The following is a 25,097-nucleotide window of genomic DNA, read 5'->3' as shown; positions in this document are numbered from 1 at the left end:
CATGAGTTTAACATTTTTGATTATCTTTGCTTTCTGTCAAATAATCAAGGATGTCTTTATACCAAAGAATTGCAGAAAACTTACAGTACATCAGTCCAAGTTTTTATAAAAGCAGATATTTTAAAAGTTTACATCATCTTTCAAAGGATAACTTTTCAGCACGAAATGTAGAACCGGAGCTGGTGTGGATCAAAGAATATCTGTCGGAAGACGATGTGATTCTTGATATTGGTGCCAATGTAGGTACATTTTTATACCAGCTGGAACATAAACTCAAACCTCAGCATATTTATGCTTTTGAGCCTAACCATAAATTGTATACCCGCTTAAAAAGATTGTTTCCTTCTATGAATCTTCTTTCTTTAGCACTTTCGGATGAAAATACAGTTGCTGAGTTTAAAGTTCCCATCATCAATGGAAAAATGGTAGCTTCAAGGGGGACACTGAATACTTCGTATAAGGAAAAAGGTGAGGAAAAGAGTTACACAGAAAAAGTAACGGTCACAAAATTGGACGACTGGGCAGAAAAAGAAGGTCTTAAAAAACTGGATTTCATCAAGATAGATGTTGAAGGAAATGAGATGAAAACCCTGTTCGGCGGAAAGAAAACCATCCTAAAGTTCCTACCAACCCTTATGGTGGAAATGGAACAAAGACATCATGACAAACCTATTTGGGGAGAGATTTCCGAAGTAGAAAGCTGGGGTTATGAAGCGCATTATTTAGACCGATCCCTTTTCAGGCTTGAAAAGCTTACAGAAGAAATTTTGGTCCGAAATACAAGTGACGAAAAAGACAAAACGGAATATATCAACAACATTATTTTTATACCCAAAACCTTTTAAAATATCTTTATGAGTGTAGTAGCAAGACAAGGATTCAAATATTCCATTATCGGTTATATAGGTTTCTTGTTAGGTACCGTATCAGCCATATTCATCTTTCCGAGCAATTTTGAATTTTACGGAAAGCTTCGCTACATTTTGCCTACTGCAGAAATGCTTGTTCCCTTTGTTGTATTGGGAATTTCTTATTCTAACGTTAAATTTTTCCACAGGGTAGAAAAGGATGGCAAAAAGCAAAATATGCTTTCCATCTCACTGCTCACCATTCTGATTAATTTTGCAGTATTTGCTATTGTTTTCTTCATCATTCCGTTGATTTATCCCAAGTTTACAAAGCTTGAAGCCTGGAAAAGTAAGGAAATTATTTTACCTATGGTTTTGATTTTATCACTCTGCGCCCTATTCAATAAATACACTTCAAATTATAAGAGAATTGTTGTCTCCAATATCTTCGACAATATTTTCCCTAAAATAGCAAACCTAGGAGCCTTCTGCCTTTTTTCATATTTACTTCTGTCTCAGCAGATCGCTTTTGCGTTTTTCTTTGGTATGTTCGCATTGATGCTCTTAGGGTATATTTATTATACGAACAGGTTAGAAAAGATCAAACTCGACTTCAGTACCGACTATTTCAAAAAAAATAATTTCTGGAAAGAATTTACGAACTACAGTTTCTTCGGTTTTTTAGGAACCTTTGGAAATTATCTGGCGATTAACAGTTTCATGATCGGTGAATTCATGGGAATGGAAGAGAATGGGATCTATGCTGTCCTGTACGCGCTGATTTCGCTCATCTCTATTCCACAACTGGGATTATTTAATATTTCTGCTCCGATCATCAGCAAAACATTAGCGGAAGGGAATATGGAAGAACTGGACAGATTTCATAAAAAAACCTCATTATCATTATATTTTCTAGGGGCCATATTATTTTCCTGCATTATGGTAGGGTTTCCCTTTCTTACTCAGTTCATGCCCAAGAACGGAACAATGCTCAGGGAATATGAACCCGTAGTCTGGATTTGGGGTTCAGCGGTTTTAATAGATCTCGCAACAGGATTCAACGGAAATATTATTTCTCTTTCAAAATACTATCGTTTCAACATCATAGTTATGCTTCTTCTCGCAGGCTTAACAATAGGACTTAACTATTATTTCATTAAGCATACCGATTTGAAATTAATTGGAATTGCCTTGTCGACGGCCATTTCATTAACTACTTATAATGTCATTAAAATAGCCTTTAATTATTTCGTGTTTAAGGTTTCACCCTTATCAATTGAGATGATCTTTGTGTCTATTATCTGTACGTTAGCAATTACCGTGGCTATTGTATTGCCTACTTTCAATAATAATTTCATTAACCTGATCTACAAACCAAGCGTGGTTTTGGTGCTTATTTATATCGGAAATTATTTCACAAAAATATTCCCTGTTGAGGATTATCTGAATGCAGCTTTCATCAAAGGGATATTTAAGTTTAAATAAGACCATTTAAAACATCCCCGAGCTTTTTCCGGATACTTTCTTTGCTATAGTTCTTCTGAAAGTCAAAACTCTGTCTTTTAAGCTGTTGAAACTGCTCGGCAATGTTCTCATTTTCCGGAATGATAAAATCCAATTGCGAGGAATAGTTTTTAGGGAAAACAGCCAATTTTCCATATTTGATCGCATCTCCTACATTTCCGGTCATTTTGGTTTTTCCGTAAATCTCTATCTGATTGAAAAATTCAGTTTGCTGCTGAACAGGACACCATAATACATCTGCTTTTGCCATCCATAGGTCATAATCTTCTGCCGAAACCCTTTCTTTAAAATAATGTATGGTAATATTGGCAGGTAAATTCCCGGATAATTTTTCAAGCACTTTCAACTCTTCACCCTGAGCTTTCCCAAGAAATATAAAAGTGAATCTTTGATCTGTTTTTAAAGTCCGGATTGTTTTAAAAATATGATCATAATCCCTTCTTTTCTGAGAGACTCCTCCTGGAATTACAATATTGACATCATCCTGTTGAACCCTATTAAAATTGGAAGTATAAAACAGGGGAAGAAACTGATATTTACCCGTACAGAGCGCATTATCCAACACAAGAAGATGACCTGCATGCTGGTAAACTTTTGAAGAATAGAAAAGACCTTCTTTCCACCATAATTTAAGCCTGTAAATAAAGTCTTCTTTGAAAATACTTTTGATTAAGCTTAATTTTGAGGATTGAGGAAAATTCAGGTTATGGGTAATAACAGCAGCTTTATATTTCTGAACAATCGCGAGGAAAGTACTGAAATAACGATGTGCCGTCCCGATGATAATGATATCATACTTTTTTGCTTTCAGCTGATCACTGATCATGGAACTGTCAGACAAAAAAATCGTTTCGCCATCTTCCCTAATTTGATCTTTGATTTTTTTTGAAAAATAATAGTCTACCGTAAACTCTTCCGAACCTTTCATAATATCCATGAAAGCACGGGCAATTTCAGCATGTGTATCTATTTCTATGTAAGCTATGTTTTTCAAAATATTTTTATTTATTTTATTCTCAAAGCCATTTCTTTTTTAAAGTCTCCCATCGTTTATTATTAATAACCTTTTGTTCTTCTTTGCTGATTTTCAGTTCCAGTTTTTTAGACCTGCAGCTTTCATAGGCTTTAATGATAGAGAAAAAAAATGAAACAGATCTGATTTTCATCGCTTCCTTTAAGGATGCAACATATGCCAGAAATCTGTTTAGCCCAAGAAAGTAAAAATAACGTCCGTAATAATCCGATTCCCTGACTGTATAATCAGCTCCTTTTACTTTAATCAACTTTACTTTTAATTCCGGTAAAACGACTTCTTTCCATCCTAAATGCTCCAATAGTATAGAGTCTATATTATCCCAACCCAATGTTTCCCTTAATCCACCGATCTCAAGAAAGCATTCTTTGTGGTACGCCTTCAACGGGCCCCTTACATGATTTTTATTTGAATTTCCCTCATAAACCCAATCTCCTTCTTTTTCTACATACAGCAGACCACCTACCAAACCGTATTTGGGGTTATTGCTGAAAGATTTTTCTATTGTTTCAAGATAATTTTCGTCCAAAATAATATCCGCATCAAACTTGCAGATTATATCAAAATGATCCAAATCCTGAGTCTCCAATCCTTTTTTAAAAGCATTAACTACTTTGGAACCTGGCTGATGAGCCGACTTCTGCAGGTTAACTGTTTCAAAACGGGAATCTGTATCTGTATATCGTTTAATAATTTCAGGGGTATGGTCTGTGGAACCATCATTGGTAACCACAACTTTGAAATCCTTATAACGTTGTTGCTGTAAAGAATCCAGGGTAAATGGAAGATGATCCTCTTCGTTGTGTGCAGGAATGATAATTAAAAACCTCAATGTCCGGTTGTATTAAAAAGATCCCCACCTGAATATTTTCAGATGAAGATCTTATATTATTTTATTCTTAGGTAATAACCAATTTTATTTGTTATGCGGCATCAGCATGTTCTTAGGATCAAGAATTTCATCAAGCTTCTCCTGAGTAAGCACTCCTTTTTCAAGTACAAGGTTGTATACACTTTTTCCTGTCTCCAATGCTTCTTTAGCGATTTGTGTCGATTGTTTGTATCCAATATAAGGATTAAGTGCAGTCACAATACCAATGCTGTGTTTTACCATATTCAAACAAACTTCCTTATTAGCGGTAATGCCAACTATACATTTTGTACGAAGTGTATCCAAAGCGTTGGAAAGGAAATTAATGTTTTCCATAATCGCATGCGAAAGTACCGGCTCCATTACATTAAGCTGCAACTGTCCTGCTTCGGCAGCAAAAGTTACCGTAAGGTCATTTCCTATTACCTTAAAGCATACCTGGTTTACCACTTCAGGGATCACAGGGTTTACTTTCCCCGGCATGATCGATGATCCCGGCTGCATTGGAGGTAGATTAATTTCAAAAAGACCCGCTCTAGGACCTGAAGTCAGCAACCTTAAATCATTACATATCTTGGATAGTTTTACTGCAAGACGTTTCATAGCAGAAGAATAAATCACATAAGATCCTGTATCTGGAGTTGCTTCTACAAGGTTTGGTGCGGAAACAATCGGAAAACCGGTCAGCTGAGCCAGATTTTTAGCACAAAGAGAAGCATAGCCGATCGGAGCATTAATCCCTGTTCCAATAGCAGTCGCTCCCATATTGACCTCAACAAAGAGATCGGCATTATTATTCAGTTTAGAAATATCTTCTTCCAGATTAGCAGCAAATGCTTCAAATTCCTGTCCTAAAGTCATAGGAACCGCATCCTGAAGCTGAGTTCTGCCCATTTTAATAACATCGTGAAACTCCTCTCCTTTAGCACGAAAAGCGGCTACTATTTTTTCCAGTTTTTCAACCAATCGTACATTCATACGTAAAAGCCCAACTTTAATAGCTGTAGGATAAGCATCATTGGTAGATTGGGAAAGATTGATATGATCGTTTGGCGAACAATACTGATATTCTCCTTTGTTCTTTCCTAATTTTTCTAAAACCCTGTTGGCGATTACCTCATTCGCATTCATGTTGATCGAAGTACCGGCTCCTCCCTGAATCATGTCCACAGGGAACTGTTCATGAAGTTGTCCATCAATGATCTCATCACATGTTTCTGCAATCTTGAAATAAAGATCTTCTTCCAAAAGCCCTAATTCATAATTAGTCTTAGCCGCAGCTTTTTTTACAAAAGCCAATCCTTTAATAAAATCAGGATATGAAGACAGAAGCTGTCCCGAAATTTTGAAGTTATCGATCGCTCTCTGGGTTTGCACTCCATAATAAGCGTCCACCGGCACGTTAAGTTCTCCCAGCAAATCGCTTTCTTTTCTGAAATTTTCCATTACAGATTTTCTATTTTTTTATCGTTTAAATATAGCAAAAACGCATCGTTAACAGATGCGCTTTTTTTCATTTTATTTTACCGGATACTTCTGATTGAGAGCCTGCAATATGGCCCAGGTCTCAGCATCCATTATTCCATCATAATTCTGAGGGCGGAAATGATATTGAAAAGCCTCAATGGTTTTCTTTGTTGCATCATCCCATTTTCCGCTCGGCTCAATCCCGTACCCGAACTTCTGAAGTGCTGTCTGAATTAAAAAGATAAACGACGGCTCATTATATCGGGTTGTAAAATCGGTTTGTGCCAGTTCAAAGATACTTTGTTTTGCTGCTTCATCGTACCACATTCCTATCTGATATTCGTCATATAATTTTTTCCATGGAAACATTGGTCCCGGATCCTGTTTTCTGGTTGGTGCAATATCGGAATGGGCCAAAACATTGGTCGCCGGAATCTGGTATCTGGTGGCAATATCTTTTGCTAATGCAGCTACCTTTCTGACTTGTTCATCACTAAACGGGGCGAAAATCCTTTTTCCGGTCCCATCAGTAGTATATCCGGTATTTACAATTTCAATTCCAATCGAATTATCATTAAGGTTTTTATCATTTCTCCAAGAGCTTATCCCTGCATGATACGCCCGTTTATTTTCATCTACCAGTTGATAAATCTGATTATCCCCTATATTATTAACAAGATAATGTGCACTCACCGCTTGCTGGGTAAGCACAGTTATGGATTTATCATCCGGTAAAGCAGTATAGTGTAATATTAAATATCTCTGTCTGAAATTTTGCGCTATCGCAGGAAAATAGGTTTTTACTACTTTATATCCGGCCGGTTTTGCGGAGACAATGGAGCCGTAACTTGCTGTATTATCATTTTTGGTAGGATCTGCAATATTGGTTGTAAAAAACTCTACTCCATGATCACTTGTAATTTGTGGTTTCGGCTTATCTGCAACAGGAGTTTTAACTACGGTTTTTGGCTGTGTCACTGGATTTTTCGGCTTATATGTTGTTTTCACAACTTTCTTCTGAGGGGCACAAGAAAAAACAAAAGCGGTTAATCCGATGATATATAATGTTTTACGCATTAGTCTAATTTTTTAATCATTTATTAGCTCAAAAATACGCAAAATTTTCTTGAAATTTATTTGGTAAATAAAGAAATCTATTCTATATTTGCACTCGCAATAACGGAATAACGATCATTAAAAAATAAAGATAAAAGGAGGGTTGCCGGAGTGGTTAACGGAGCAGTTTGCTAAACTGTCGACGCGAAAGTGTCGCAAGGGTTCGAATCCCTTACCCTCCGCTTTTCTTTTTCTTACAATATACTCGGGGCGTAGCGTAGTCCGGTCATCGCGCCTGGTTTGGGACCAGGAGGTCGCAGGTTCGAATCCTGCCGCCCCGACTTTTTTTAATGCGCTTGTAAAACTAAGCGGGAATCAACTTTTTATGGGTGCGTAGCTCAGCTGGATAGAGCATCTGCCTTCTAAGCAGACGGTCAAAGGTTCGAATCCTTTCGCGCTCACTTTAAAACTCACAATTTGTATTGTGAGTTTTTTTGTGTTCTATAACTTCAATTAATACATCAGACAGGATAGAGCATCCCGGTTTTTAATCGGGACGATCAAAGGTTCGAATCCTTTCGCGTTTACTTAATTCGTTGCTTGTTCCGTTGGGAAAGTTCAACCTGAAGGAATTATCATAACGCTTCCGCCGCCGAAATTCCGCAGGAAATAAAAGAAAAGCTCTTACTACCAGTTCTTTATTATCATTTCTTCCCAACAATTACTTTTCGATGTTCGATTCCCCAATCAGCCAAAGTATCAATAATTTTTTTCAGCGTTAAACCATATTCTGTCAGCTGATATTGCACCGTCACGGGTTGAGTATCCTTAACTATTCTTTTTACAAGCTGGTTCATTTCCAGTTCTTTCAGCTCTTTACTGAGCATTTTATTGGAAATACCCTTCACGTCATTCAAAATATCAGAAAAACGCCGTTTGTTGTAATAACAAACCGATGATATTATTGAAATTTTCCACTTGCCGTTCAATACGTCCATTGCATCGTGAACAGCCATGATTTGTTTTCTGTTTGTCTCGTTATCAGAGCATTCAATTTCCGCCATAAGTTACTTTGTTACTCAAAAGTTACTGTTACTTTTAGTTACAAAGTTACTAAAATAAATTTATTCATTATAACTTTGCATCGTTAAAGAAATCGATTTCAAACACAAAAAAGTCTTAGACTTAAAATTAATTTTCCAATCATTCAAAATTTAAAAAATGGATTTTAAAAATAAAAATATAATAATCACCGGCGGAAGCGCAGGAATTGGATTGGCAACTGCCCAAACATTTATCACAAAAGGAGCAAACGTTTTAATAACAGGAAGAAATAGTGATAGCCTGAATGCAGCATCACTAAAAATTAATAGCCAAAATTTAAAAACCCTCGCGTCGGATATTTCGAAAATACCAGACATTGAAACGTTGGCAAAAGAAGTTGCGGAAAGCGGAAATAAAATTGATGTACTTGTGCTGAACGCAGGTATAGCGAAACAACACTCCATTGAAGAAACGACTGAAGAAGTTTTTGATGATTTGTTCAACATCAATGTAAAAGGCTTATTCTTTACTTTGCAAAAACTAATTCCGCATTTAGCAGAAGGAGCTTCCATAATCCTGATCTCTTCCGGAGTTTCAGTCAGTGGATATGCACAAATGGGAGCTTATGCTGCAACAAAAAGTGCCGTTGATGCTATTGCCCGTACAGCAGCAACAGAATTGGCAGACAGAAAAATCCGAGTCAATACCGTAGCTCCGGGATTAACTGATACCCCGATGAATCATCAAACACCTGAGGATATTAAAAATGCTATCGCAGCAGCGGTTCCGCTGAAACGAATCGGGGAAGCTGAAGAAATAGCCAATGCTATTGTTTTCCTGGCCTCAAAAGAAGCGTCTTATATTTCGGGTTCGTACCTGTCCGTAGACGGAGGAGTAACCATTCGCAGATAATAAAATAGCAAACGGCATCCTTTAAAGATGCCGTTTTATTTAATTAAATAGATTATTAAACTTAACTCTTATCCATTGTTATTCTATAATTCTTCGGAGTCCAGCCTGTCTGTGTTCTGAAAAAATATGAAAAATGAGAGAAATTATTAAACCCAAGCTCAAAAGCTATTTCTTTGATTGATTTATTTGAACTGTGTAATAATTTCTTTGCTTCCAATACTATTCTTTGCTTTATAAATTCCAATGGAGATATTTTATACTGTTTCCTGCATAGAACACCTAGATAATTGGGCGTAATACATAGCTTTTCAGCATAAAAAGCTACACTTTTTTGTGTTTTGTAATAGGTTTCGACCAGTTCATGGAACCGGAAAGCAGGGTTATTATGGTCACTCAATGCAGATTTTCCATACATCTGCTCTATCCAAAGATTGATCATCAGAGCCAAAAGCCTCACCCTTGCATTAATAAGTTCAGGAAATACCATTTCCGAATGTATCTCTTTACGGATGGCATCAAATTCCATACTGAACTTTTCATAAGCTTCCTCGTTTGACTGGATCATTTCATAGGTACTGTGAGGGGAAAAAGTATGTTTTAATGTCGGAGAAAATGTTTCAAGAATAGAGTCATTAATGATCAATCTTCTGCCACTTGCATTTGAAGGCAGATCCCATATGTATTTTCTATTGGGAAGGTGAACAAATAATTGCCGGGAATTTAAAATATAGGTATCTATGTCGGTAACACAATTCCCTTTTTCACAGTCATCTAAAAGTATAATTGTAAAAGAATGATCGGGAAAACGATTAAGTTCGGAAGAACTTATTGTATCCTGATACACAACATACACATCTTTAATCTGATCTTTTAATGTTTTAAAATTATCGTGTGACATTTTCTATTTTAATGACGGATAAAGTTACTTAAAATAGATATGAATAAGAATCTATATCCGGAATTGTGAAATAAATATGGCCTATTATCTGCAATTATAGAATTTCCCTTTCCGAAGGGAAACATTCAGTATATTTGTAATAAGACTTATTTTATTTAAAATGTTGACAGATAAATTTGGAAGGAATATCAACTATCTAAGGCTTGCTATTGTAGACCGGTGTAATCTCCGGTGCACGTATTGCATGCCGGAAAAAGGTCTTACCTGGATTAAGCAGAATGAATTAATGACCGATGAAGAAATGCTGAGGATCTGTTCGGTATTTACAGCCATGGGAGTAGATAAAATCAGAATAACGGGAGGAGAACCATTTGTCAGAAAAAACTCTATTGACCTCATCAAAAATATATCACAATTAAACGGACTTACTGATCTCAGCATAACCACTAATGGCCTTCTCACCGAGCCATATATTCCGCAGCTTAAACAATACGGAATAAAATCTGTCAATCTAAGTCTTGATACAATGGATAGGGACCGTTTTTTTAAAATTACCCGGAGAAATAGTTTTGATAAGGTAATGAAAACTTTAGATAGTTTACTACAGCATGATATAAAAGTAAAAATCAATACCGTGGTAATGGAAGGACAAAATACCGAAGATATTATTCCGTTGGTTCTGCTTACAAAAGGTCTTCCGGTAGAGGTGCGCTTTATTGAAGAGATGCCTTTTAATGGCAGCGAAACAGATGTTTCCCTGAATTGGAACTTTACAAAAATTCATAGCTATATAAAAGATCATTTTCCTGACATCCAAAAGACAGTTGATCCTAAAAGTTCAACATCATATAATTATAAGATTCCTGGTTTTGACGGAGGTATAGGGATTATTGCAGCTTATACCCGTTCATTTTGCGGAGACTGCAACAGGATAAGAATCACCCCTTCCGGTATTCTGAGAACCTGTTTGTATGAAGGGGGCGGTATTAATCTGAAGGATGAAATCCGTATGGGAAAAACAGATGAAGAGCTGAAAAATATAATTATCAGCAGCATACACCAAAAACCAAAGGACGGTTGGGAAGCTCAAAAACTGAGTCTGACCGCATCACAAATACATCAGTCAATGGCAACTATAGGAGGATAATTATGGAAATGATCAGTGTACAGCAGGCAGAAAACATTATCTCTTCGCAGATAAGAGATTTCGGAACAGAAGATATTTCCTATGAAAATGCCTTGGGAAGAATTTTAGCAGAGGATATTTTGGCAGATCGTGATTTACCACCTTTTGACAGACCTACGGTGGATGGAATTGCAATCAGTTTCAAATCCTATGAAAAAGGAGTGCGCAACTTTACCATCAAAGCTGTACAGGCAGCGGGTGAAGCTCCGGTTTTTATTGATGAAGAAAATAACTGCGTCGAAATTATGACCGGTGCTGCATTGCATTCTTCAATGGACACCGTGATTCGTTATGAAGATATCCTGATCAAAAACAATGTGGCAAACATCAATATTGATGTAAAAAAAGGGCAGAATATCCACCTGAAAGGAAGGGATAAAAAAGTGGGAGAGATACTGGTAAAAGCCAATCAGGTTATAACACCGTCTATTCTCGGGATTGCCGCGTCCGTCGGAAAGACATTTCTGAAAGTGAAAAAGCTTCCGAGGGTGGCTATTATTTCCACAGGAGACGAAATGGTGTCACCTGACATAACCCCTACTCCATTTCAGCTAAGACGTTCCAATGGAATTACCATACAATCTGTTTTGGAAAAATATAGGATCAGTGCTGACTGGCTGCATTGGAATGATGATCTTGAACTCATAAAAAAGGAACTTTCCCAATGTATTGACCGTTACGATATTTTACTAATGAGTGGCGGAGTTTCTATGGGAAAATTCGATTATCTGCCCAAGGCTTGTGAAGAACTGGGAATCGAAAAACTTTTTCACAAAATAAAGCAAAGACCAGGAAAACCATTCTGGTTTGGAAAAAGCCGGAACGAAAAATTAATTTTTGCATTCCCGGGAAATCCGGTTTCCGTATTTATGTGCCTACATCGGTATTTTATTCCCTGGCTGGAAAAATCTTTAGAAATCCCGGAAACAGTACGGTATGCCGTTTTACAAAATGATATAGACTTTCCTTTTCCATTGCAATATTTTGCCCAGATAAAACTCAGTGTGAATCGATCGGGACAAGTAATTGCAGAATCAGTGAATACCAATGGTTCCGGAGATTTCTCCCATCTTGCAGAGACCCATGCATTTATAGAACTTCCTCTGGAAAAAAATGAATTTAAGAAAGGCGAAGTCTATACCATCTGGAAATATAATTTTTAATTGTACTCATGACAAATTTTTCACATCTTAACGAAAAGGAACAACCAGGTATGGTGAATGTGGGTGATAAAAAAGTTACCCACAGGAAAGCAACCGCCAAAGCTATTGTGGTAATTCCTGAAAATATTCTGGAAGCGCTTCAAAAGGATGACTTTAAAACTAAAAAAGGTTCTGTGTTTCAAACTGCCATCATTGCAGGGATAATGGCCGCAAAAAAAACAGGTGACCTTATCCCGCTGTGCCATCCTATTGGTATGGATAATTGTGAAATAGATATTGAAATCAATTCTCAGAATGAAATTGAAATCTACTGTACTGCTGAGATTGAAGCTAAGACCGGCATCGAAATGGAAGCCCTGACAGGGGCATCTGTGGCAGCACTTACCATCTATGACATGTGCAAAGCAATGAGCCATGATATTACGATCAAAGAAATACAACTCATCGAAAAAACAGGAGGAAAAAATGATTTCAAAAGAGACTGATTTCCCCAGACTCAACGGGCTGGTACTGGCAGGAGGAAAAAGCCGGCGAATGGGAAATCCTAAAGATAAAATCAACTGGCATGGCAAAGAGCAGAGGTATTATGCGGCTGATCTTTTAGCTCCATTTTGTGAGGAAGTCTTTATTTCCTGCAGACAGGACCAGCTGGAAAATTTTAATAGTGATTACAACGCCCTTACCGATACTTTTCTGGACATGGGCCCTTTTGGAGGAATACTTTCGGCATTGCGCTCCCAGAGAGAAAAAGCATGGCTGGTAGTAGCCTGCGATCTTCCTTTGCTGGATAAAAATGCATTAGAATTTCTGATACAATCCAGAAACCCTGAAAAAGCGGCAACAACCTACGAAAGCCCTTTTGACGGACTACCCGAACCATTAATTACGATCTGGGAACCTAAAAGCTATCCTCTGCTTCTGAATTTTTTAGGATCAGGAAATACCTGTCCAAGAAAAGTTCTTATTAACAGTGATACGTTAATCCTGAAACCAGATAACCCGGATTCTTTAATGAATGTAAATACTCCTGAAGACAAGGCAAAAGCACAGGAGATTTTAAGAAAATAAATTTAACTAAAGGCTGATATGAATACCTCTCTTGAACGTTATCATTGCCAGATGGCTTTACCCGGATTTGGGACAGCTTCTCAGGAACTCCTTAAAAATGCTAAAGTTCTCATCGTGGGCATGGGAGGACTTGGATGTCCTTCAGCACAGTATCTTGCTGCTTCTGGTATAGGAACGATTGGTCTTGCAGATGACGATATTGTTTCTGAAAGCAACCTGCACCGCCAGATTTTGTATACTCCGGATGATATCGGGAAATCAAAAGTTGACATTGCCACCAAAAAATTACAGCAACAAAATCCATCAGTGAAAATCACTCCTTTTAATTTTCGGGTAACTTCCGAAAATGTCATGGATTTAATTTCTGATTTTGATCTGATTATTGAAGGAACAGATAATTTTGAAACAAAATGCTTGCTGAACGACGCTTGTGTATTAACCGGAAAACCTTTGGTTTATGGTGCTATTTACCAATATGAAGGCCAGGTAAGCATATGGAATGTTATGCAGAAAGACGGTACATACTCACCCAATTACCGCGATGTTTTTCCTAATGCAGAAGAATCACAGGTTCCCAACTGCAGAGAAGGAGGTGTACTTCCTACACTGGCAGGAATTGTGGGATGCATGCAGGCAAATGAAGCTATAAAATATTTTACAAATCCTGAAGATTTATTGGCAGGAAAACTCTGGATGATGAATGTGCTGAACGGCAAAACCCAAATTATTAAATTAAGAAAACTTGCCGTACCCATTACAAGCTTATCTCAGACAGTTGAGATCATCACATTTGAACAGTTGATGCAGGATAAAGATCACTTTGAAATCATAGATGTCCGTACCCTAGAAGAGCATAAAGAGTTTAATATTGGAGGAGTCAATATAGCTGTACATGAGCTACAACATCATTCAGAATATATTTCCGGGCTTACCCGGCCTATTTTAGCTTATTGCCTATCCGGAAAACGCAGCGCAGAAGCAGTGAGGAAAATTAAAAATCTTTTTCCTGAGAAGGAAGTGTTTTCTTTAAAAGACGGTATTCACAAAATACACCGATAAAACAAAAACTAATCAAATAAACTTTCGTCGGAATAAAAAACTTTGCCATCACTTATTCTTGCCGGTGAAGTGTAAGGATGTTCTTCTGTTTTGCCGACATTCACTATATGCTCGACTTTCCAGCCCTTTGCTTTAAGATAATCTGACACCATAGCCCTGTGGCAGCTCCACCATACCGCTTCCGAACACATAAAAGCCGTAATTTTTTCCCTAGCAATATCTTCAAGTTTTTCTATAGCCGCTACAAATTTTCCGGTTTGCATATAATCGGCGTACCCACGGAAAGATTCATTCCGCCACCGACTGTTTATTGAATCCGGCTGTACCTTTCTCCTTCCTCCCAATTCTTCAAGATGAGCATATCCTATACTATTTTCGCGTAGGTGTATTTCCAAATTTTCTCTATTAAACCATGGATATCTTTTTGATCCCGGAAACCGCCGGATATCAACCAGCATCTCAATCTTAAACGAATTAAGTATTTCAATAAAGTATTCTAATGAATGAACAGAATGTCCAACTGTATAAATCAATTTCTTTTCTGAAGCTTCCATACCTGTCTTTTGAAAAGGGATCAATCAATAATATTCTGGGTATTCTTTCTGGAAACAGCAATATGTTCTCCCACCATCTCATGAATGGTCTCGTCAATCATGATACACATGCTGTTAAGAGCTAAATCATTCGCATCTGTTCCGAACGGCTCCTCGATTTCATCCGCTATCGCTTCAAATGCAACAAATGTATACGCAACAAATACAACAATAAGAGGGGTAAACCATCCGAGAGAATCTACAAGTCCGAAAGGCAACAGAAAACAGTATATATATACAGTCCGGTGCAGTAAAACCCTGTAGCTGTATGGAATAGGGGTAGAAATTATTCTTTCACAACCTCCTAAGATATCAGAAAGCTTATCAAAGTTTTCATCAAAACGCGCCTGCTGGATAGAATCCATTCCCCCTTCGTCTTTTAGCTTCTGAACCCATTCTGCAAGAAGGCGCATAATAACAGCCGGTTTATATTTTGATGCGGCAACAAGTTTCAGCTGATCTTCGTTAAGCCTGGATTTTAAATCTTCATAAGCGTCCGTTCCTCTCAGCTGATGTTTCAGTGCAAAAACAAATGCACCCAGCAACTGCACAAAATTGTGAACTGAATCCTGATCTTCCTTTATATTTTTCAGCGTGATGGCCTGGCGGGTCAGTGCCCTGGAAGTATTCAGCAGAGCGCCCCACAGCTTTCTTCCTTCCCAGAACCTATCATAGCTGGCATTGTTCCTGAATCCCAGGAATAAAGCCAGTACGAAACCGAACAAGGTAAGTGGTGCAGGATTTAACGGAACTTTAAAAGAGAAAATGATTCCATGAAAATAAGTGACCAATAAAGAAAGAATTAAAAGCAATCCCAACCGGGGAAGCAATGCAGGCAAAACAGAGCCGTGCCACACAAAAAGCATTCTGAACCAATGTTCTTTTTTTCTTATGATCATTATTTTTGTCTTTCTTTTTTCAATTGATTAATATTCATTTTCATCAGAACCGAAACAATAAGTGCGATCACGAACATTCCTGAAAAAACCTCTAAGGTAGTCGTTAGGGATCCTGTCTGTTTTTTAACATAATCATATATCGAGGGACCGGCTACCCCTGCTAATGCCCAGGCTGTAAGCACAAATCCATGTATTGCACCTAATTGTTTTGTACCAAATAAGTCTCCCAGAAATGCAGGAAGTGTAGCGAAACCTCCACCGTACATTGTGATAACGGTAAAGAGAATAGCAAGAAATAAAATTTCTATGGAAATTTGAGGTAAGAAATAATAAGCTAAAATCTGAAATACAAAAAATAAAATATAGGTATTAGCCCTTCCCAGGTAATCTGATAAACCAGACCAAAGCAATCTTCCAATCCCGTTGAATACGCCAATTAAACCCACAACTGCAGCTGCCTGCAAAGCGGTATAATGAAGTTTCTCCTGAGTCATCGGACTCGCTGCCGCAATAATTGCAATACCACAGGTAATGTTAATAAACATAATGATCCAGATATAATAGAATCGTTTTGTCTTCAATGCAGTTTTTGCATCTATATAGGCTATATCATTTGTTGCGGTCTTACTTTCGGAAGGATTAAACCCTTTTGGCAAATAACCTTCCGGCGGTTTTTCTATGTAACTTGAAGACAAAAGAATCACAACCAGATAAATACTTCCCAAAATATAAAAAGCATTAGAAACACCTACTTTTTCAAATAAAATTTGCATCAGGGGACCAAATATCAAAGCTGAAAAACCAAATCCCATTATCGCCATTCCTGTTGCCAGGCCACGTCTGTCCGGAAACCATTTTACCAGGGTGCTTACCGGTGTTATGTATCCAATTCCTAATCCTATACCCCCTATGAATCCATAGCTGATCAAAAATAAGGGCAGGGATACAAGTTGTACGGCCAGCCCGGAACCTAAGATTCCCACTCCGTAAAAAATTCCCGCAACAGTTCCACTTTTTTTAGGCCCTACTTTTTCTACCCAGGTGCCCATAAACGCTGCGGATAAACCAAGTAATAGAATGGCAATTTTAAATGCCCACTTTATGGTTCCTTCATCTATCTTAAAAATCTCCCCCACAGGATTTGTCATTACAGAATAGGCATACACAGAGCCTATAGAAATATGAATACCGACTGCAGAAGCAGCAATCAGCCAACGATTTTTAAGTTTCGATGAGTCCATTTACAATTAATTTTTTATTGAACTAATAAAAATTTCTCTAACCTGATAAGAACTTCTTGCCGGCTTCTTTTCCCCTTCCGCAATAATCCTGAGGGGACCTTTTTCCTTTGACAAAGGTTTCCCATCTACAGTATCTGCAATAATGACATTTTTATCCTGAATGGAAGCGTCCAGCTCTGCCAGTGAAAATAAAACCTGATAACCATCCGAACATTTTATCAGTACATATTTTGAAAGGTTTTCGGCTCCATGAAGTGCTTTTCCGGACGGAATCCCTGCCCCTTCCAAAACTTCCATGACAGGGACTCCTGTAAAGGTATGGGAGCTTCCGTCTTTATCCCTCAGTACAGCATCTTTTCGGGGCATTTTTGAAAGATCGGATAAGCTTAAATCCAAAGGATGGGCAACTTCACCTGAAACTTTTAATTGAAATGCCGTCTGAGCCGATAGCAATCCACAAAAAGAAAATATGAAAACAAAAAACAGTCTTCTCATGATTATAATCTGTTTAAACAATAAAGTATTTTAAACATTACTCCACACTTGTTCCGGCTGCAGCAATCACATGGTCATCAATCTTTTTAAAAATATCGGGATCATGTTTCCGGATTTTAATGCGGACATATTTGGAAGCCGGCATATTGGCTCCGTTAACTACATTATTGATGGACACCAAAACATTGGTTTCCGGGAAATAGGTCATGGTGCTTTTTTGTGGAATAGGATATTTTACGACAATAAAAAGCGGTGCGATCCTTTCGATACCATCATCATAGTTGAAAAGATCTACATGATCACCTTCTTTGAGGCCTGCCTTTTCAATATCTTTTTCATTCATCATCACAACCCTCCTTTCATTGAAGATCCCGCGGTAACGGTCATTTAAACCATAAACAACCGTATTGAACTGATCATGTGTTCTGGTTGTTCCCATCAGATATTCGTCATCTGCAAGCGAATTATCCGGTACAGCGGTAATATTGAAAGCCGCTTTCCCTGGGTAAAATTCACTGTTGAAAACACCATCTCTTGGTCCGTTCGGAAGATAGAAGCCTCCTTTTTGTACTACCCTTTTGTTATAATTTTCAAATCCGGGAATACATTGCTCAATATCGTGACGAACGGCATCATAGCTGTTAATAAACTTATCCCAATCCACAACTGAGCGTTCCCCTAACACCGCTTTCGCCATTCTGCAGGCAACATGGGTTTCATTGATCAGGTTTTTTGAAATAGGATCGAGAACCCCTCTTGACCATTCCACGACACCCATTGAATTTTCTGTGCTTACATGCTGAAGTTCCCCATTGATCATATCTTTTTCACTTCTGGAGATGACCGGTAAGATCAAGGCTTCCTTCCCATGGATAAGGTGGTTTCTATTTAATTTTACTGAAACAATCACAGACATTTCAAGACTGCGCATCGCTTCTGCTGTAAAAGTGGTATCTGGTGCAGCAGAAAGAAAATTACCTCCCATGCAGAACATAAATTTCACTTTACCTTCATGCATCGCTTTGAGTGCATTTACAACATCATATCCACCTTTTCTTGGTACTTCAAAGCCGTAATATTCCTGCAGCCTATCCAATTGTTCCTTTGTTGGATGATGGTTAATAAGTAACGTCCTGTTACCCTGAACATTGCTATGCCCTCTAACCGGACACGCACCTCCACCCTGAATTCCTATACTTCCTTTCATCAATAGGAGATTCACAATATTGTAAATCATTTCCACACCATTATGCTGCTGTGTAATTCCCATTCCCCAACAAATGATAATCCTTTTTTTTGAGGCAATCATTTGTGCAGCTTCTCTCAAGCTCTCAACCGGAATACCACATTCTTCCGATAAAAAGTTGAGATCATATTTTTTTAATTCCTCAACCAATTCATTAAATCCGGCGGTTTTGTTCGCTATAAAATCCTGGTCAAGAACTTTTCCCGGATTTTTAGCTTCTTCTTCCAGCACAAGAATTTGCAGTGCTTTTAAAAGCGCCATATCTCCATTAATCCTAACAGGAAGATACAGATCTGACAATTCATATGGTTTATTGAGCAGAGCCCGAACATCCTGAGGATTTTTGAATCCTTTTAATCCGGCTTCGGGAAGCGGATTGACAGCCATAATTTTTGCTCCGTTTTTCTTTCCTTTAGTTAGGGCGGAGAGCATTCTTGGTGAATTGGTCCCGGGATTCTGCCCTATGATTATGATAAGATCCGTGTCGTAGAAGTCTTCCAACTTTACGGTTCCTTTTCCAATACCTATACTTCTTGATAGAGCATAACCGGAAGTTTCATGGCACATATTAGAACAGTCCGGAAAATTATTGGTTCCGAATTCTCTGGCAAACAACTGGTAAACCCATGTTGCTTCATTACTTGTTCTTCCGGATGTGTAAAATATGGCTTCGTCGGGTGAGTCCAGAGCGTTTAGTTTTTCAGAGATTTTCTTAAAAGCATTATCCCAGCTGATTGGCTGATAATGCGTTCCTCCTTTAGGCAGATACATAGGCTCCGCTATTCTTCCCAACTGGCTGATTTCAAAATCTGTCATCTTTGCCAAATCATATACCGAGTTTTCTTTGAAAAAGTCAGCCCCGATCTTTTTTGAAGTCGCTTCTTCTGCTAAGGCTTTTGCCCCGTTTTCACAATATTCACCCAATCTGGAACGTTCGTCATCCGGGTCTGGCCACGCACAGCTTGGACAATCGAAACCATCAAACTGATTCATACTGAAAAGAGCTCTCCCTCCACGAAGAACAGAGGCATTCAGCACCAACTGATCCAATGAATGAACAACTGCAGGAACTCCTGCTGCCCATGCTTTTGGCGGTTTCAGCTTCAGATCCAGCAGTTTATAAGGTGGTTCTGCAGATGGCAATCTGCTGTCCTCTTTTTTATTGAATATATCTTTGTTTTCCATGATTTCTACATTTAAAAAGATGAAAAATTAGCATTTTATGTTCGGGTTGGGATAATTGTCACTTTGGTCTTCCACTGTATTATCAATACATACAAAATCTTTTTCTATCAAGAGTTTGATTTTTCCGGTCTGCCCTTCAAAACCGACTCTATCCGTGGAAATCCATTCCGTAATCATTGTTGCCGGCATTTTCAGAACAATCCTGTTTTCAATGAAAGCCGCCGAGAGATCCACATCTTCTGTTCTTTCGATAGAGTAAATAAACGGACGGTCCACAAATTCCGTAAAGCTGGAGATCATTCCGTCTTCTCCCAATTTTGCCACTTCGGATTGGGTAAGACGAAATCTCAACGAGTTATCTTTAATTCTTATTTTCATAATACATTTTCAATTTTAAAATGGCTGCCGGAATGGTAAATATTAAACCGGTTGTCCCGGAGAAAGCCTAATAAAGTGATATCAAATTCTTTTGCCAGATCTACCGCAAGGCTGGAAGGAGCTCCTATTGCTGCAACAATGGAAATACCGGCCATTGCCGCTTTCTGAATAAGCTCAAAACTGGCTCTTCCACTCAACACCAAAATTTTATCATGAAGCGGCAGAAGCCCTGCTGATAATGCATGACCGATGAGTTTATCCAAAGCATTATGTCTTCCCACATCTTCACGCAACGCCAGAAGGTTACCTTCCCGGTCAAAGATACCGGAGGCATGTATACCGCCTGTAGTACTAAAATTATTCTGGAAAGACTGTAGCTTTTCAGATAATTGATACAAGGTTTCCAGAGAAACCTCTATATTTTCTTTTGTCTGGTTATGAAAAGAACTCACTGTTCTTATAGATTCTATGGATCCTTTTCCACAAACCCCACAGCTGGAAGTAGTATAAAAGTTCCTGTCAGCATGCATAAGGTCAGGAATAAAACCTTCTGCAAGTTCAACAATGATAATATTTTCGCTGTTCCTGGCACATTCTGCCTGAGGAGCGTATATGCTTTCAATTTGTTTACGGTCAAAGATAATCCCTTCCGTAAATAAAAAGCCAGCAGCCAGCTCTGCATCATTACCAGGTGTTCTCATTGTTACAGATATATTCCTCGATTCTTTTTTATCTGCTAAATGATAGACCACCCTTATTTCTAAAGGTTCCTCAACAGAAACATCATCCGTATATTGGAAACTGCTGTTGTCCTTAACTTTGACGATTTCTATCTGCTTTACCGATTTATTTGATAACAGATGGGCTTTCATAATTTAATAATTGATACTTAAAGATACAAAATTTTATTCCTCAAATTACGGGTGCGCTGAAACCCACTCTTCTCCATTATCAAAAATTTCTTTTTTCCAGATGGGAACCGTTTTTTTTATATTTTCAATAATATAGCTGCACGCATCAAAAACAGTATTCCGGTGACCATCGCTCACCACGATTATCACTGCTGCATCACCAGGAAATAAAATTCCTGTACGGTGATGAATTACAATATTTTTTACCGAAAATAAGGAAATAGCTTCATCTGCTATTTTCCGCATCTCTTTAACCGCCATAGATTCGTAACATTCATATTCCAAACGGATGACAGCCTGGCCTTTCGTATGATTTCTTACCGTTCCTACAAATGACGCAATCCCTCCGCATGCAGGATCGGAAGCAAGGGTAAAGCAATTTGTAAGATCCAGTATATTTTCTGTTATTTTAATATCAACCATAAGTGTTACCCTCCGCTTACCGGAGGGATTATTGCTATTTCGTTAGAGACTTCAATGATCTGATTGTCCTCCGCATATTCATCGTCAATGGCAATAAAATAGGATTTTAATTTTTTAAGCTCCGGAAAAGCTTTCTCCAGAAATTCCTTGAGTACTTTGACGCTTGCTCCTTCATTTATTTCTATTTTTTTTTCTGAACCTCCGAAAATATCTTTCGTTATTCCGAATGCTAATATTTTAATTATCATTTTTACATTTAGCTTTTTACCAATATTTTATTAAAACATTTATCCCGGCCACCAGTATCAAAATAGCGGTCATTCTTTTGATGACCAAAGGATTCCATTTAAGGGACATTCTGGAACCTACCTGTCCACCGATAAATACGGCAAAACATAAACTCAGAATTCTGAAATAATCCATATCGGCAGAGAGTTTGGATAACTGTCCGAAAATCCCTGACACTGAATTAACCAGGATGAAAACACTTGATGTTGCTGCAATTTTTCGTGGAGTATCCCATTTCATAAGGTTTAAGAGAGGGGAAAGAAAAATTCCCCCACCAATGCCTACCAATCCAGATAAAAATCCTATTCCACCTCCCAGAAGTCCGTTTTTGAATAGAGAAGTGCCCGTACGTTCCGGGTGATCTTCTCCATTTTTTAAATCTGTTCTTATCCAAAGCAACAATGCCGCAATGATTAATGTAATCCCTAATATCAGAAAAAAGGTTTCCTGGCTTATTTTTAAAACCGCTCCCAGGAATGCCATAGGAACACTTACAATGGTAAGCGGTATTATTTTCCTCCAGTCCGTCTGGTTATTTCTGATGTAAATGAATACCCCTCCAATGACCACAATAACATTACAAATAAGTGCCGTTAAGCGTATTTCCTGGTAAGGAAGGTTATACATGGCAAGAACTGCAAGATAACTGGATCCTCCGCCAAAACCCACGGAAGAATAAATGAAAGCGATGATTAAAAAAAACAAAAAGATCTCCCAATGCCCCATATATTTTGCAGAAATTAATTTTCTTACAATAATACTCATTTTTAAGGCGCCATCCACGGTTGTTACATAAAGTTTCTGCTACAATTTGTGAGAAGAATGTTGTAAATTGTTTATTTAATGTATTGATTGTTTTGTGAGCAGATGATTTTGTCCATTTTTTACATTTAATAAATATTAACCATACTTACCATATAAAAGTAATTTGATTGACCTGCATTGCAAAACAAAAAATCCCTTATACATTTAACATAATGATTAAAAGCCTTATAGCAAGTCTTTCGTTTAATTAAAAAATATTTTATTGATTTTTATTTTTATAATTCAAAAAAACTCTATATATTTGCACCCACAAAAAACGAGGTAAAATTCGTTTCAGATGACCTTTAATCGGGGCGTAGCGTAGTCCGGTCATCGCGCCTGGTTTGGGACCAGGAGGTCGCAGGTTCGAATCCTGCCGCCCCGACTTTTTCAAGGGTGCGTAGCTCAGCTGGATAGAGCATCTGCCTTCTAAGCAGACGGTCAAAGGTTCGAATCCTTTCGCGCTCACTTTAAGACTCACAATGAAAATTGTGAGTTTTTTTGTGTCCTATAATTTCAATTAATACACAACAAAGGATAGAGCATCCCGATTTCAATCGGGACGGTCAAAGGTTCGAATCCTGAGTTTTTTTGTGCTCTATATTCACCATATTTTTATGTCATAAAAACACTGATTACATACTACTTAACCTTCTAAAATTTTCAAAGAGACAAATATTTTATCGGGCAATCCATCCATTTAATTGCAGCAAAAACCAATAAACCCTAAATTTGTTTTCTCTATATTAATTCAATGAAAAATTTTAAATTCATTATCGCAAACTGTTTGTTTGTGTTGGTATTATCTTGCAAAACAGCAGCTCCGGTTTCAAACGTTTCTGTCCAGGACGGTCCTTATCAAAATCTTGGGCGTGACGGAAAAATATACGCTGCGTTTTATCAGCAACGGGCAGCAGAATACGAAGCACTTTGTCTCCAGGCATATAATATAGCCAGGCTCCGTTTGGATGAAGCTTTACTACAAAAATCGGAAAAACCTTTAGCTATTGTTTCAGATATTGATGAGACTTTTTTAGATAATTCTTATTATGCCGTTGAACGTTCTAAGATGGGAAAGGGTTATGACCAGGCTACCTGGGAGGAATGGACCGCTAAGGGAATTGCAAAACCGCTTACGGGCTCTCAGGAATTTTACCAATATGCCGCTGACAAGGGTGTTCAGGTATTTTATGTAACCAATCGTTTGGAGCAGGAACGTGCAGGAACAGTAAAAAACCTGAAAAAATACAATTTCCCGCTTCAAAATGATACTAACCTTATCCTCCGTGCAAAGGAGAGCAGTAAAGAAAACCGAAGAGCTGATATTGCTAAAGATTATAATATTGTTTTATTGTTGGGAGATAATCTTTCTGACTTCTCCGGCATATTCGACAAAAAATCAGAAACAGAAAGGTCTGCTGCAGTAAAGAATTCAGCAAAGGATTTCGGAAAAAAATTCATTATCATTCCTAATGTTGGTTATGGTGATTGGGAATCTTCATTTTATAACTACAAATATGATTATACTGACCAGCAGAAAGCCTCAATGATGTATAATGCAGTAAAAACTACTCCTTAAAATAAGAAAATCTTTTTTACAGTTTTATCTATACCGATAAACAACAAAAAATCCCGCTGTAAACCAGCGGGATTTTTATTTTAGTTGGTAAGAAGTTCCATTCCAGAGATAAGTTTTTGAGGAATATTTTTTCTTTTCCCTGTCTTTTTCATCCTTTTCCATTTCCTCCATTTTGAAGATAATACTATTAGGGGCTCCTCCTTTATCATTGGGAAATATAAAATTTTCACTGTGATAATAAACATCGGCATCTCCAACATTCATCAGCTGCGGCAATGCAATTAACTTTTTATCTTTAAACAATACATATTGATCGTAGCTGGCAATACCACACGCTTCCCCGGAAACCGCAGCTTTTAGGGTAAGCTCTACATTTTGCAGTTTATGGTTGCTTTCTAAGGTAAAATTTCCATAGCTCAATTCTTCCCCACGTCCTGTATTAAAGAAAACCTCATCTACAAGGGTATTACCTTCAAGCACTTTAATACTGGCTATATTTTGTTTAAAATTTTCCCCTGATCTTTTATCCTTTCTGTTTTCAGTTTTTGAAAGACCAAAAAGAAAATCATATCCGTTTTTATTTCTGTATCCTACACAAAGATTTCCGCCCCAGATGTACCCTTCAGCAACATGTTCTCCCTTCTGATAGGATATTTTATACCAGTTGGAAGACCTTTCTCCTAATTTTAAAACAATTTCTTCTTTCTTAAGAATAAGAATCTGCTGATTGGTTTGCAAAGAGTCGAGAATTTGTGCATCTACTTTAGGCTCTTGCCTTACCCTCGTCCAATCGGTAAATATTTTTTGTGTTTTATTTTCCTGAAAATTAAAAACCCCGTAAGGGTATTCCTCCTCCTGTGCTGAAAAGAACTGCAGAAGACCCAAAAATAAAACAGTGAAAAGAGATTTCATACAATAATTTTATA

Annotated in this window: 26 protein-coding genes and 5 tRNA genes; 14 read left to right on the top strand and 17 right to left on the bottom strand. The window is 37.8% G+C overall.

Annotated elements, in window-relative coordinates; translation table 11 throughout:
• The first annotated feature begins 50 nt into the window (after window positions 1–50).
• Together ACNFU2_RS19255 and ACNFU2_RS19250 are read left to right on the top strand one after the other, a co-directional pair.
• The gene (locus ACNFU2_RS19255) at window positions 51–845 is read left to right on the top strand and encodes an FkbM family methyltransferase (RefSeq protein ID WP_273650911.1); all 795 of its coding nucleotides are present in this window, start codon (window positions 51–53) and stop codon (window positions 843–845) included.
• A gap of 9 nt (window positions 846–854) precedes the next feature.
• Window positions 855–2,333, top strand: a complete 1,479-nt coding sequence (locus ACNFU2_RS19250; protein WP_273650910.1) for a lipopolysaccharide biosynthesis protein — start codon at window positions 855–857, stop codon at window positions 2,331–2,333.
• Here the strand turns inward: ACNFU2_RS19250 and ACNFU2_RS19245 are convergent.
• The 4 genes from ACNFU2_RS19245 to ACNFU2_RS19230 all read right to left on the bottom strand — a co-directional run bounded on the left by ACNFU2_RS19245 (window position 2,326) and on the right by ACNFU2_RS19230 (window position 6,820).
• On the bottom strand, window positions 2,326–3,366 hold the full coding sequence (locus ACNFU2_RS19245; protein ID WP_306611134.1) for a hypothetical protein: 1,041 nt from the start codon (window positions 3,364–3,366) through the stop codon (window positions 2,326–2,328). The two genes, ACNFU2_RS19250 and ACNFU2_RS19245, sit on opposite strands and share 8 nt — an antisense overlap.
• Window positions 3,367–3,388: 22 nt before the next feature.
• Window positions 3,389–4,237 carry a glycosyltransferase gene (locus tag ACNFU2_RS19240; RefSeq protein ID WP_306611132.1) on the bottom strand — a complete coding sequence of 283 codons (849 nt, stop codon included), beginning with the start codon at window positions 4,235–4,237 and terminating at the stop codon, window positions 3,389–3,391.
• 84 nt (window positions 4,238–4,321) lie between these two features.
• Complete coding sequence (gene aspA, locus ACNFU2_RS19235) at window positions 4,322–5,722, bottom strand: aspartate ammonia-lyase (protein WP_172276572.1); 1,401 nt, start codon at window positions 5,720–5,722, stop codon at window positions 4,322–4,324.
• A 72-nt stretch (window positions 5,723–5,794) separates the two neighbouring features.
• Window positions 5,795–6,820 carry an N-acetylmuramoyl-L-alanine amidase gene (locus ACNFU2_RS19230; protein WP_273650908.1) on the bottom strand — a complete coding sequence of 342 codons (1,026 nt, stop codon included), beginning with the start codon at window positions 6,818–6,820 and terminating at the stop codon, window positions 5,795–5,797.
• A gap of 136 nt (window positions 6,821–6,956) precedes the next feature.
• On the opposite strand from ACNFU2_RS19230, the gene ACNFU2_RS19225 reads away from it, so the two are divergent.
• The 3 genes from ACNFU2_RS19225 (at window position 6,957) to ACNFU2_RS19215 (ending at window position 7,260) form a co-directional block, all read left to right on the top strand.
• Window positions 6,957–7,041, top strand: a tRNA-Ser gene (locus ACNFU2_RS19225).
• Between the two features lie 24 nt (window positions 7,042–7,065).
• A tRNA-Pro gene (locus ACNFU2_RS19220) sits at window positions 7,066–7,140 on the top strand.
• Window positions 7,141–7,186: 46 nt separating this feature from the next.
• Window positions 7,187–7,260 (top strand) — tRNA-Arg (locus ACNFU2_RS19215).
• A gap of 243 nt (window positions 7,261–7,503) precedes the next feature.
• Here ACNFU2_RS19215 and ACNFU2_RS19210 read toward each other — a convergent pair.
• On the bottom strand, window positions 7,504–7,863 hold the full coding sequence (locus tag ACNFU2_RS19210; RefSeq protein WP_172276567.1) for a winged helix-turn-helix transcriptional regulator: 360 nt from the start codon (window positions 7,861–7,863) through the stop codon (window positions 7,504–7,506).
• A gap of 157 nt (window positions 7,864–8,020) precedes the next feature.
• Between ACNFU2_RS19210 and ACNFU2_RS19205 the strand changes: the two genes are divergently transcribed.
• On the top strand, window positions 8,021–8,755 hold the full coding sequence (locus ACNFU2_RS19205) for an SDR family NAD(P)-dependent oxidoreductase (RefSeq protein WP_172276565.1): 735 nt from the start codon (window positions 8,021–8,023) through the stop codon (window positions 8,753–8,755).
• A gap of 61 nt (window positions 8,756–8,816) precedes the next feature.
• Here the strand turns inward: ACNFU2_RS19205 and ACNFU2_RS19200 are convergent, their stop codons facing one another.
• Window positions 8,817–9,653: a helix-turn-helix domain-containing protein gene (locus ACNFU2_RS19200; RefSeq protein WP_418122739.1), complete on the bottom strand. Its 837-nt coding sequence runs from the start codon at window positions 9,651–9,653 to the stop codon at window positions 8,817–8,819.
• A gap of 160 nt (window positions 9,654–9,813) precedes the next feature.
• Between ACNFU2_RS19200 and moaA the strand changes: the two genes are divergently transcribed.
• From moaA to ACNFU2_RS19175, 5 genes are read left to right on the top strand one after another with little or no spacing between them, the layout of a single operon-like run.
• Window positions 9,814–10,800: a GTP 3',8-cyclase MoaA gene (gene moaA, locus ACNFU2_RS19195; protein ID WP_418122737.1), complete on the top strand. Its 987-nt coding sequence runs from the start codon at window positions 9,814–9,816 to the stop codon at window positions 10,798–10,800.
• A gap of 2 nt (window positions 10,801–10,802) precedes the next feature.
• Window positions 10,803–12,002 (top strand): molybdopterin molybdotransferase MoeA, encoded by a 1,200-nt coding sequence (locus ACNFU2_RS19190; protein ID WP_273650903.1) that lies wholly within the window; start codon window positions 10,803–10,805, stop codon window positions 12,000–12,002.
• A gap of 8 nt (window positions 12,003–12,010) precedes the next feature.
• Entirely contained in the window at window positions 12,011–12,487 is a 477-nt protein-coding gene (gene moaC / locus ACNFU2_RS19185) for a cyclic pyranopterin monophosphate synthase MoaC (protein ID WP_273650902.1), read from the top strand.
• Complete coding sequence (locus ACNFU2_RS19180) at window positions 12,468–13,070, top strand: NTP transferase domain-containing protein (RefSeq protein ID WP_172276553.1); 603 nt, start codon at window positions 12,468–12,470, stop codon at window positions 13,068–13,070. Before moaC ends, ACNFU2_RS19180 begins: the two co-directional genes overlap by 20 nt.
• Window positions 13,071–13,088: 18 nt before the next feature.
• Window positions 13,089–14,129 (top strand): HesA/MoeB/ThiF family protein, encoded by a 1,041-nt coding sequence (locus tag ACNFU2_RS19175; protein WP_172276550.1) that lies wholly within the window; start codon window positions 13,089–13,091, stop codon window positions 14,127–14,129.
• Window positions 14,130–14,137: 8 nt separating this feature from the next.
• Here the strand turns inward: ACNFU2_RS19175 and ACNFU2_RS19170 are convergent, their stop codons facing one another.
• From ACNFU2_RS19170 to ACNFU2_RS19125, 10 genes are read right to left on the bottom strand one after another with little or no spacing between them, the layout of a single operon-like run.
• Window positions 14,138–14,683 (bottom strand): DUF488 family protein, encoded by a 546-nt coding sequence (locus ACNFU2_RS19170; RefSeq protein WP_172276547.1) that lies wholly within the window; start codon window positions 14,681–14,683, stop codon window positions 14,138–14,140.
• Between the two features lie 20 nt (window positions 14,684–14,703).
• Window positions 14,704–15,621 carry a bestrophin family protein gene (locus ACNFU2_RS19165; protein WP_172276544.1) on the bottom strand — a complete coding sequence of 306 codons (918 nt, stop codon included), beginning with the start codon at window positions 15,619–15,621 and terminating at the stop codon, window positions 14,704–14,706.
• Window positions 15,621–16,862 carry an OFA family MFS transporter gene (locus tag ACNFU2_RS19160; RefSeq protein ID WP_273650901.1) on the bottom strand — a complete coding sequence of 414 codons (1,242 nt, stop codon included), beginning with the start codon at window positions 16,860–16,862 and terminating at the stop codon, window positions 15,621–15,623. The genes ACNFU2_RS19165 and ACNFU2_RS19160 overlap by 1 nt, the downstream gene beginning before the upstream one ends.
• Window positions 16,863–16,868: 6 nt before the next feature.
• Window positions 16,869–17,357, bottom strand: a complete 489-nt coding sequence (locus tag ACNFU2_RS19155) for a molybdopterin-dependent oxidoreductase (protein ID WP_418122733.1) — start codon at window positions 17,355–17,357, stop codon at window positions 16,869–16,871.
• 37 nt (window positions 17,358–17,394) lie between these two features.
• Entirely contained in the window at window positions 17,395–19,788 is a 2,394-nt protein-coding gene (locus tag ACNFU2_RS19150) for an FdhF/YdeP family oxidoreductase (RefSeq protein WP_306611119.1), read from the bottom strand.
• Window positions 19,789–19,815: 27 nt separating this feature from the next.
• Entirely contained in the window at window positions 19,816–20,166 is a 351-nt protein-coding gene (locus ACNFU2_RS19145) for a DUF7009 family protein (RefSeq protein WP_273650897.1), read from the bottom strand.
• Entirely contained in the window at window positions 20,163–21,038 is an 876-nt protein-coding gene (gene fdhD, locus ACNFU2_RS19140; RefSeq protein ID WP_306611117.1) for a formate dehydrogenase accessory sulfurtransferase FdhD, read from the bottom strand. Before fdhD ends, ACNFU2_RS19145 begins: the two co-directional genes overlap by 4 nt.
• 45 nt (window positions 21,039–21,083) lie before the next feature.
• Entirely contained in the window at window positions 21,084–21,500 is a 417-nt protein-coding gene (locus tag ACNFU2_RS19135; protein WP_172276526.1) for a molybdenum cofactor biosynthesis protein MoaE, read from the bottom strand.
• A 5-nt stretch (window positions 21,501–21,505) separates the two neighbouring features.
• Window positions 21,506–21,748, bottom strand: a complete 243-nt coding sequence (locus ACNFU2_RS19130; RefSeq protein ID WP_273650895.1) for a MoaD/ThiS family protein — start codon at window positions 21,746–21,748, stop codon at window positions 21,506–21,508.
• A gap of 16 nt (window positions 21,749–21,764) precedes the next feature.
• Complete coding sequence (locus ACNFU2_RS19125; RefSeq protein ID WP_273650894.1) at window positions 21,765–22,553, bottom strand: sulfite exporter TauE/SafE family protein; 789 nt, start codon at window positions 22,551–22,553, stop codon at window positions 21,765–21,767.
• Between the two features lie 349 nt (window positions 22,554–22,902).
• Here ACNFU2_RS19125 and ACNFU2_RS19120 point away from each other — a divergent pair.
• The 3 genes from ACNFU2_RS19120 to ACNFU2_RS19110 all read left to right on the top strand — a co-directional run bounded on the left by ACNFU2_RS19120 (window position 22,903) and on the right by ACNFU2_RS19110 (window position 24,171).
• A tRNA-Pro gene (locus ACNFU2_RS19120) sits at window positions 22,903–22,977 on the top strand.
• Between the two features lie 9 nt (window positions 22,978–22,986).
• Window positions 22,987–23,060, top strand: a tRNA-Arg gene (locus tag ACNFU2_RS19115).
• 286 nt (window positions 23,061–23,346) lie between these two features.
• The gene (locus ACNFU2_RS19110; protein WP_418122729.1) at window positions 23,347–24,171 is read left to right on the top strand and encodes a 5'-nucleotidase, lipoprotein e(P4) family; all 825 of its coding nucleotides are present in this window, start codon (window positions 23,347–23,349) and stop codon (window positions 24,169–24,171) included.
• 75 nt (window positions 24,172–24,246) lie between these two features.
• On the opposite strand, the gene ACNFU2_RS19105 is transcribed toward ACNFU2_RS19110, so the two are convergent.
• Entirely contained in the window at window positions 24,247–25,083 is an 837-nt protein-coding gene (locus tag ACNFU2_RS19105) for an SH3 domain-containing protein (RefSeq protein WP_306611113.1), read from the bottom strand.
• Window positions 25,084–25,097 lie beyond the last annotated feature (14 nt).

Source organism: Chryseobacterium sp. PTM-20240506 (assembly GCF_048296755.1).
Classification (GTDB): domain Bacteria; phylum Bacteroidota; class Bacteroidia; order Flavobacteriales; family Weeksellaceae; genus Chryseobacterium; species Chryseobacterium proteolyticum.
This window is presented reverse-complemented; position numbering and strand designations above follow the sequence as displayed.

Bases quoted from the DNA above. Each gene is read 5' to 3' on its own strand.
- ACNFU2_RS19255 (WP_273650911.1), top strand. From the start codon at position 51: ATGTCTTTATACCAAAGAATTGCAGAAAACTTACAGTACATCAGTCCA.
- ACNFU2_RS19250 (WP_273650910.1), top strand. From the start codon at position 855: ATGAGTGTAGTAGCAAGACAAGGATTCAAATATTCCATTATCGGTTAT.
- aspA (WP_172276572.1), bottom strand. From the start codon at position 5,722: ATGGAAAATTTCAGAAAAGAAAGCGATTTGCTGGGAGAACTTAACGTG.
- ACNFU2_RS19230 (WP_273650908.1), bottom strand. From the start codon at position 6,820: ATGCGTAAAACATTATATATCATCGGATTAACCGCTTTTGTTTTTTCT.
- ACNFU2_RS19210 (WP_172276567.1), bottom strand. From the start codon at position 7,863: ATGGCGGAAATTGAATGCTCTGATAACGAGACAAACAGAAAACAAATC.
- ACNFU2_RS19205 (WP_172276565.1), top strand. From the start codon at position 8,021: ATGGATTTTAAAAATAAAAATATAATAATCACCGGCGGAAGCGCAGGA.
- ACNFU2_RS19200 (WP_418122739.1), bottom strand. From the start codon at position 9,653: ATGTCACACGATAATTTTAAAACATTAAAAGATCAGATTAAAGATGTG.
- moaA (WP_418122737.1), top strand. From the start codon at position 9,814: ATGTTGACAGATAAATTTGGAAGGAATATCAACTATCTAAGGCTTGCT.
- ACNFU2_RS19190 (WP_273650903.1), top strand. From the start codon at position 10,803: ATGGAAATGATCAGTGTACAGCAGGCAGAAAACATTATCTCTTCGCAG.
- moaC (WP_273650902.1), top strand. From the start codon at position 12,011: ATGACAAATTTTTCACATCTTAACGAAAAGGAACAACCAGGTATGGTG.
- ACNFU2_RS19180 (WP_172276553.1), top strand. From the start codon at position 12,468: ATGATTTCAAAAGAGACTGATTTCCCCAGACTCAACGGGCTGGTACTG.
- ACNFU2_RS19175 (WP_172276550.1), top strand. From the start codon at position 13,089: ATGAATACCTCTCTTGAACGTTATCATTGCCAGATGGCTTTACCCGGA.
- ACNFU2_RS19170 (WP_172276547.1), bottom strand. From the start codon at position 14,683: ATGGAAGCTTCAGAAAAGAAATTGATTTATACAGTTGGACATTCTGTT.
- ACNFU2_RS19165 (WP_172276544.1), bottom strand. From the start codon at position 15,621: ATGATCATAAGAAAAAAAGAACATTGGTTCAGAATGCTTTTTGTGTGG.
- ACNFU2_RS19160 (WP_273650901.1), bottom strand. From the start codon at position 16,862: ATGGACTCATCGAAACTTAAAAATCGTTGGCTGATTGCTGCTTCTGCA.
- ACNFU2_RS19155 (WP_418122733.1), bottom strand. From the start codon at position 17,357: ATGAGAAGACTGTTTTTTGTTTTCATATTTTCTTTTTGTGGATTGCTA.
- ACNFU2_RS19150 (WP_306611119.1), bottom strand. From the start codon at position 19,788: ATGGAAAACAAAGATATATTCAATAAAAAAGAGGACAGCAGATTGCCA.
- ACNFU2_RS19145 (WP_273650897.1), bottom strand. From the start codon at position 20,166: ATGAAAATAAGAATTAAAGATAACTCGTTGAGATTTCGTCTTACCCAA.
- fdhD (WP_306611117.1), bottom strand. From the start codon at position 21,038: ATGAAAGCCCATCTGTTATCAAATAAATCGGTAAAGCAGATAGAAATC.
- ACNFU2_RS19135 (WP_172276526.1), bottom strand. From the start codon at position 21,500: ATGGTTGATATTAAAATAACAGAAAATATACTGGATCTTACAAATTGC.
- ACNFU2_RS19130 (WP_273650895.1), bottom strand. From the start codon at position 21,748: ATGATAATTAAAATATTAGCATTCGGAATAACGAAAGATATTTTCGGA.
- ACNFU2_RS19125 (WP_273650894.1), bottom strand. From the start codon at position 22,553: ATGAGTATTATTGTAAGAAAATTAATTTCTGCAAAATATATGGGGCAT.
- ACNFU2_RS19110 (WP_418122729.1), top strand. From the start codon at position 23,347: ATGAAAAATTTTAAATTCATTATCGCAAACTGTTTGTTTGTGTTGGTA.
- ACNFU2_RS19105 (WP_306611113.1), bottom strand. From the start codon at position 25,083: ATGAAATCTCTTTTCACTGTTTTATTTTTGGGTCTTCTGCAGTTCTTT.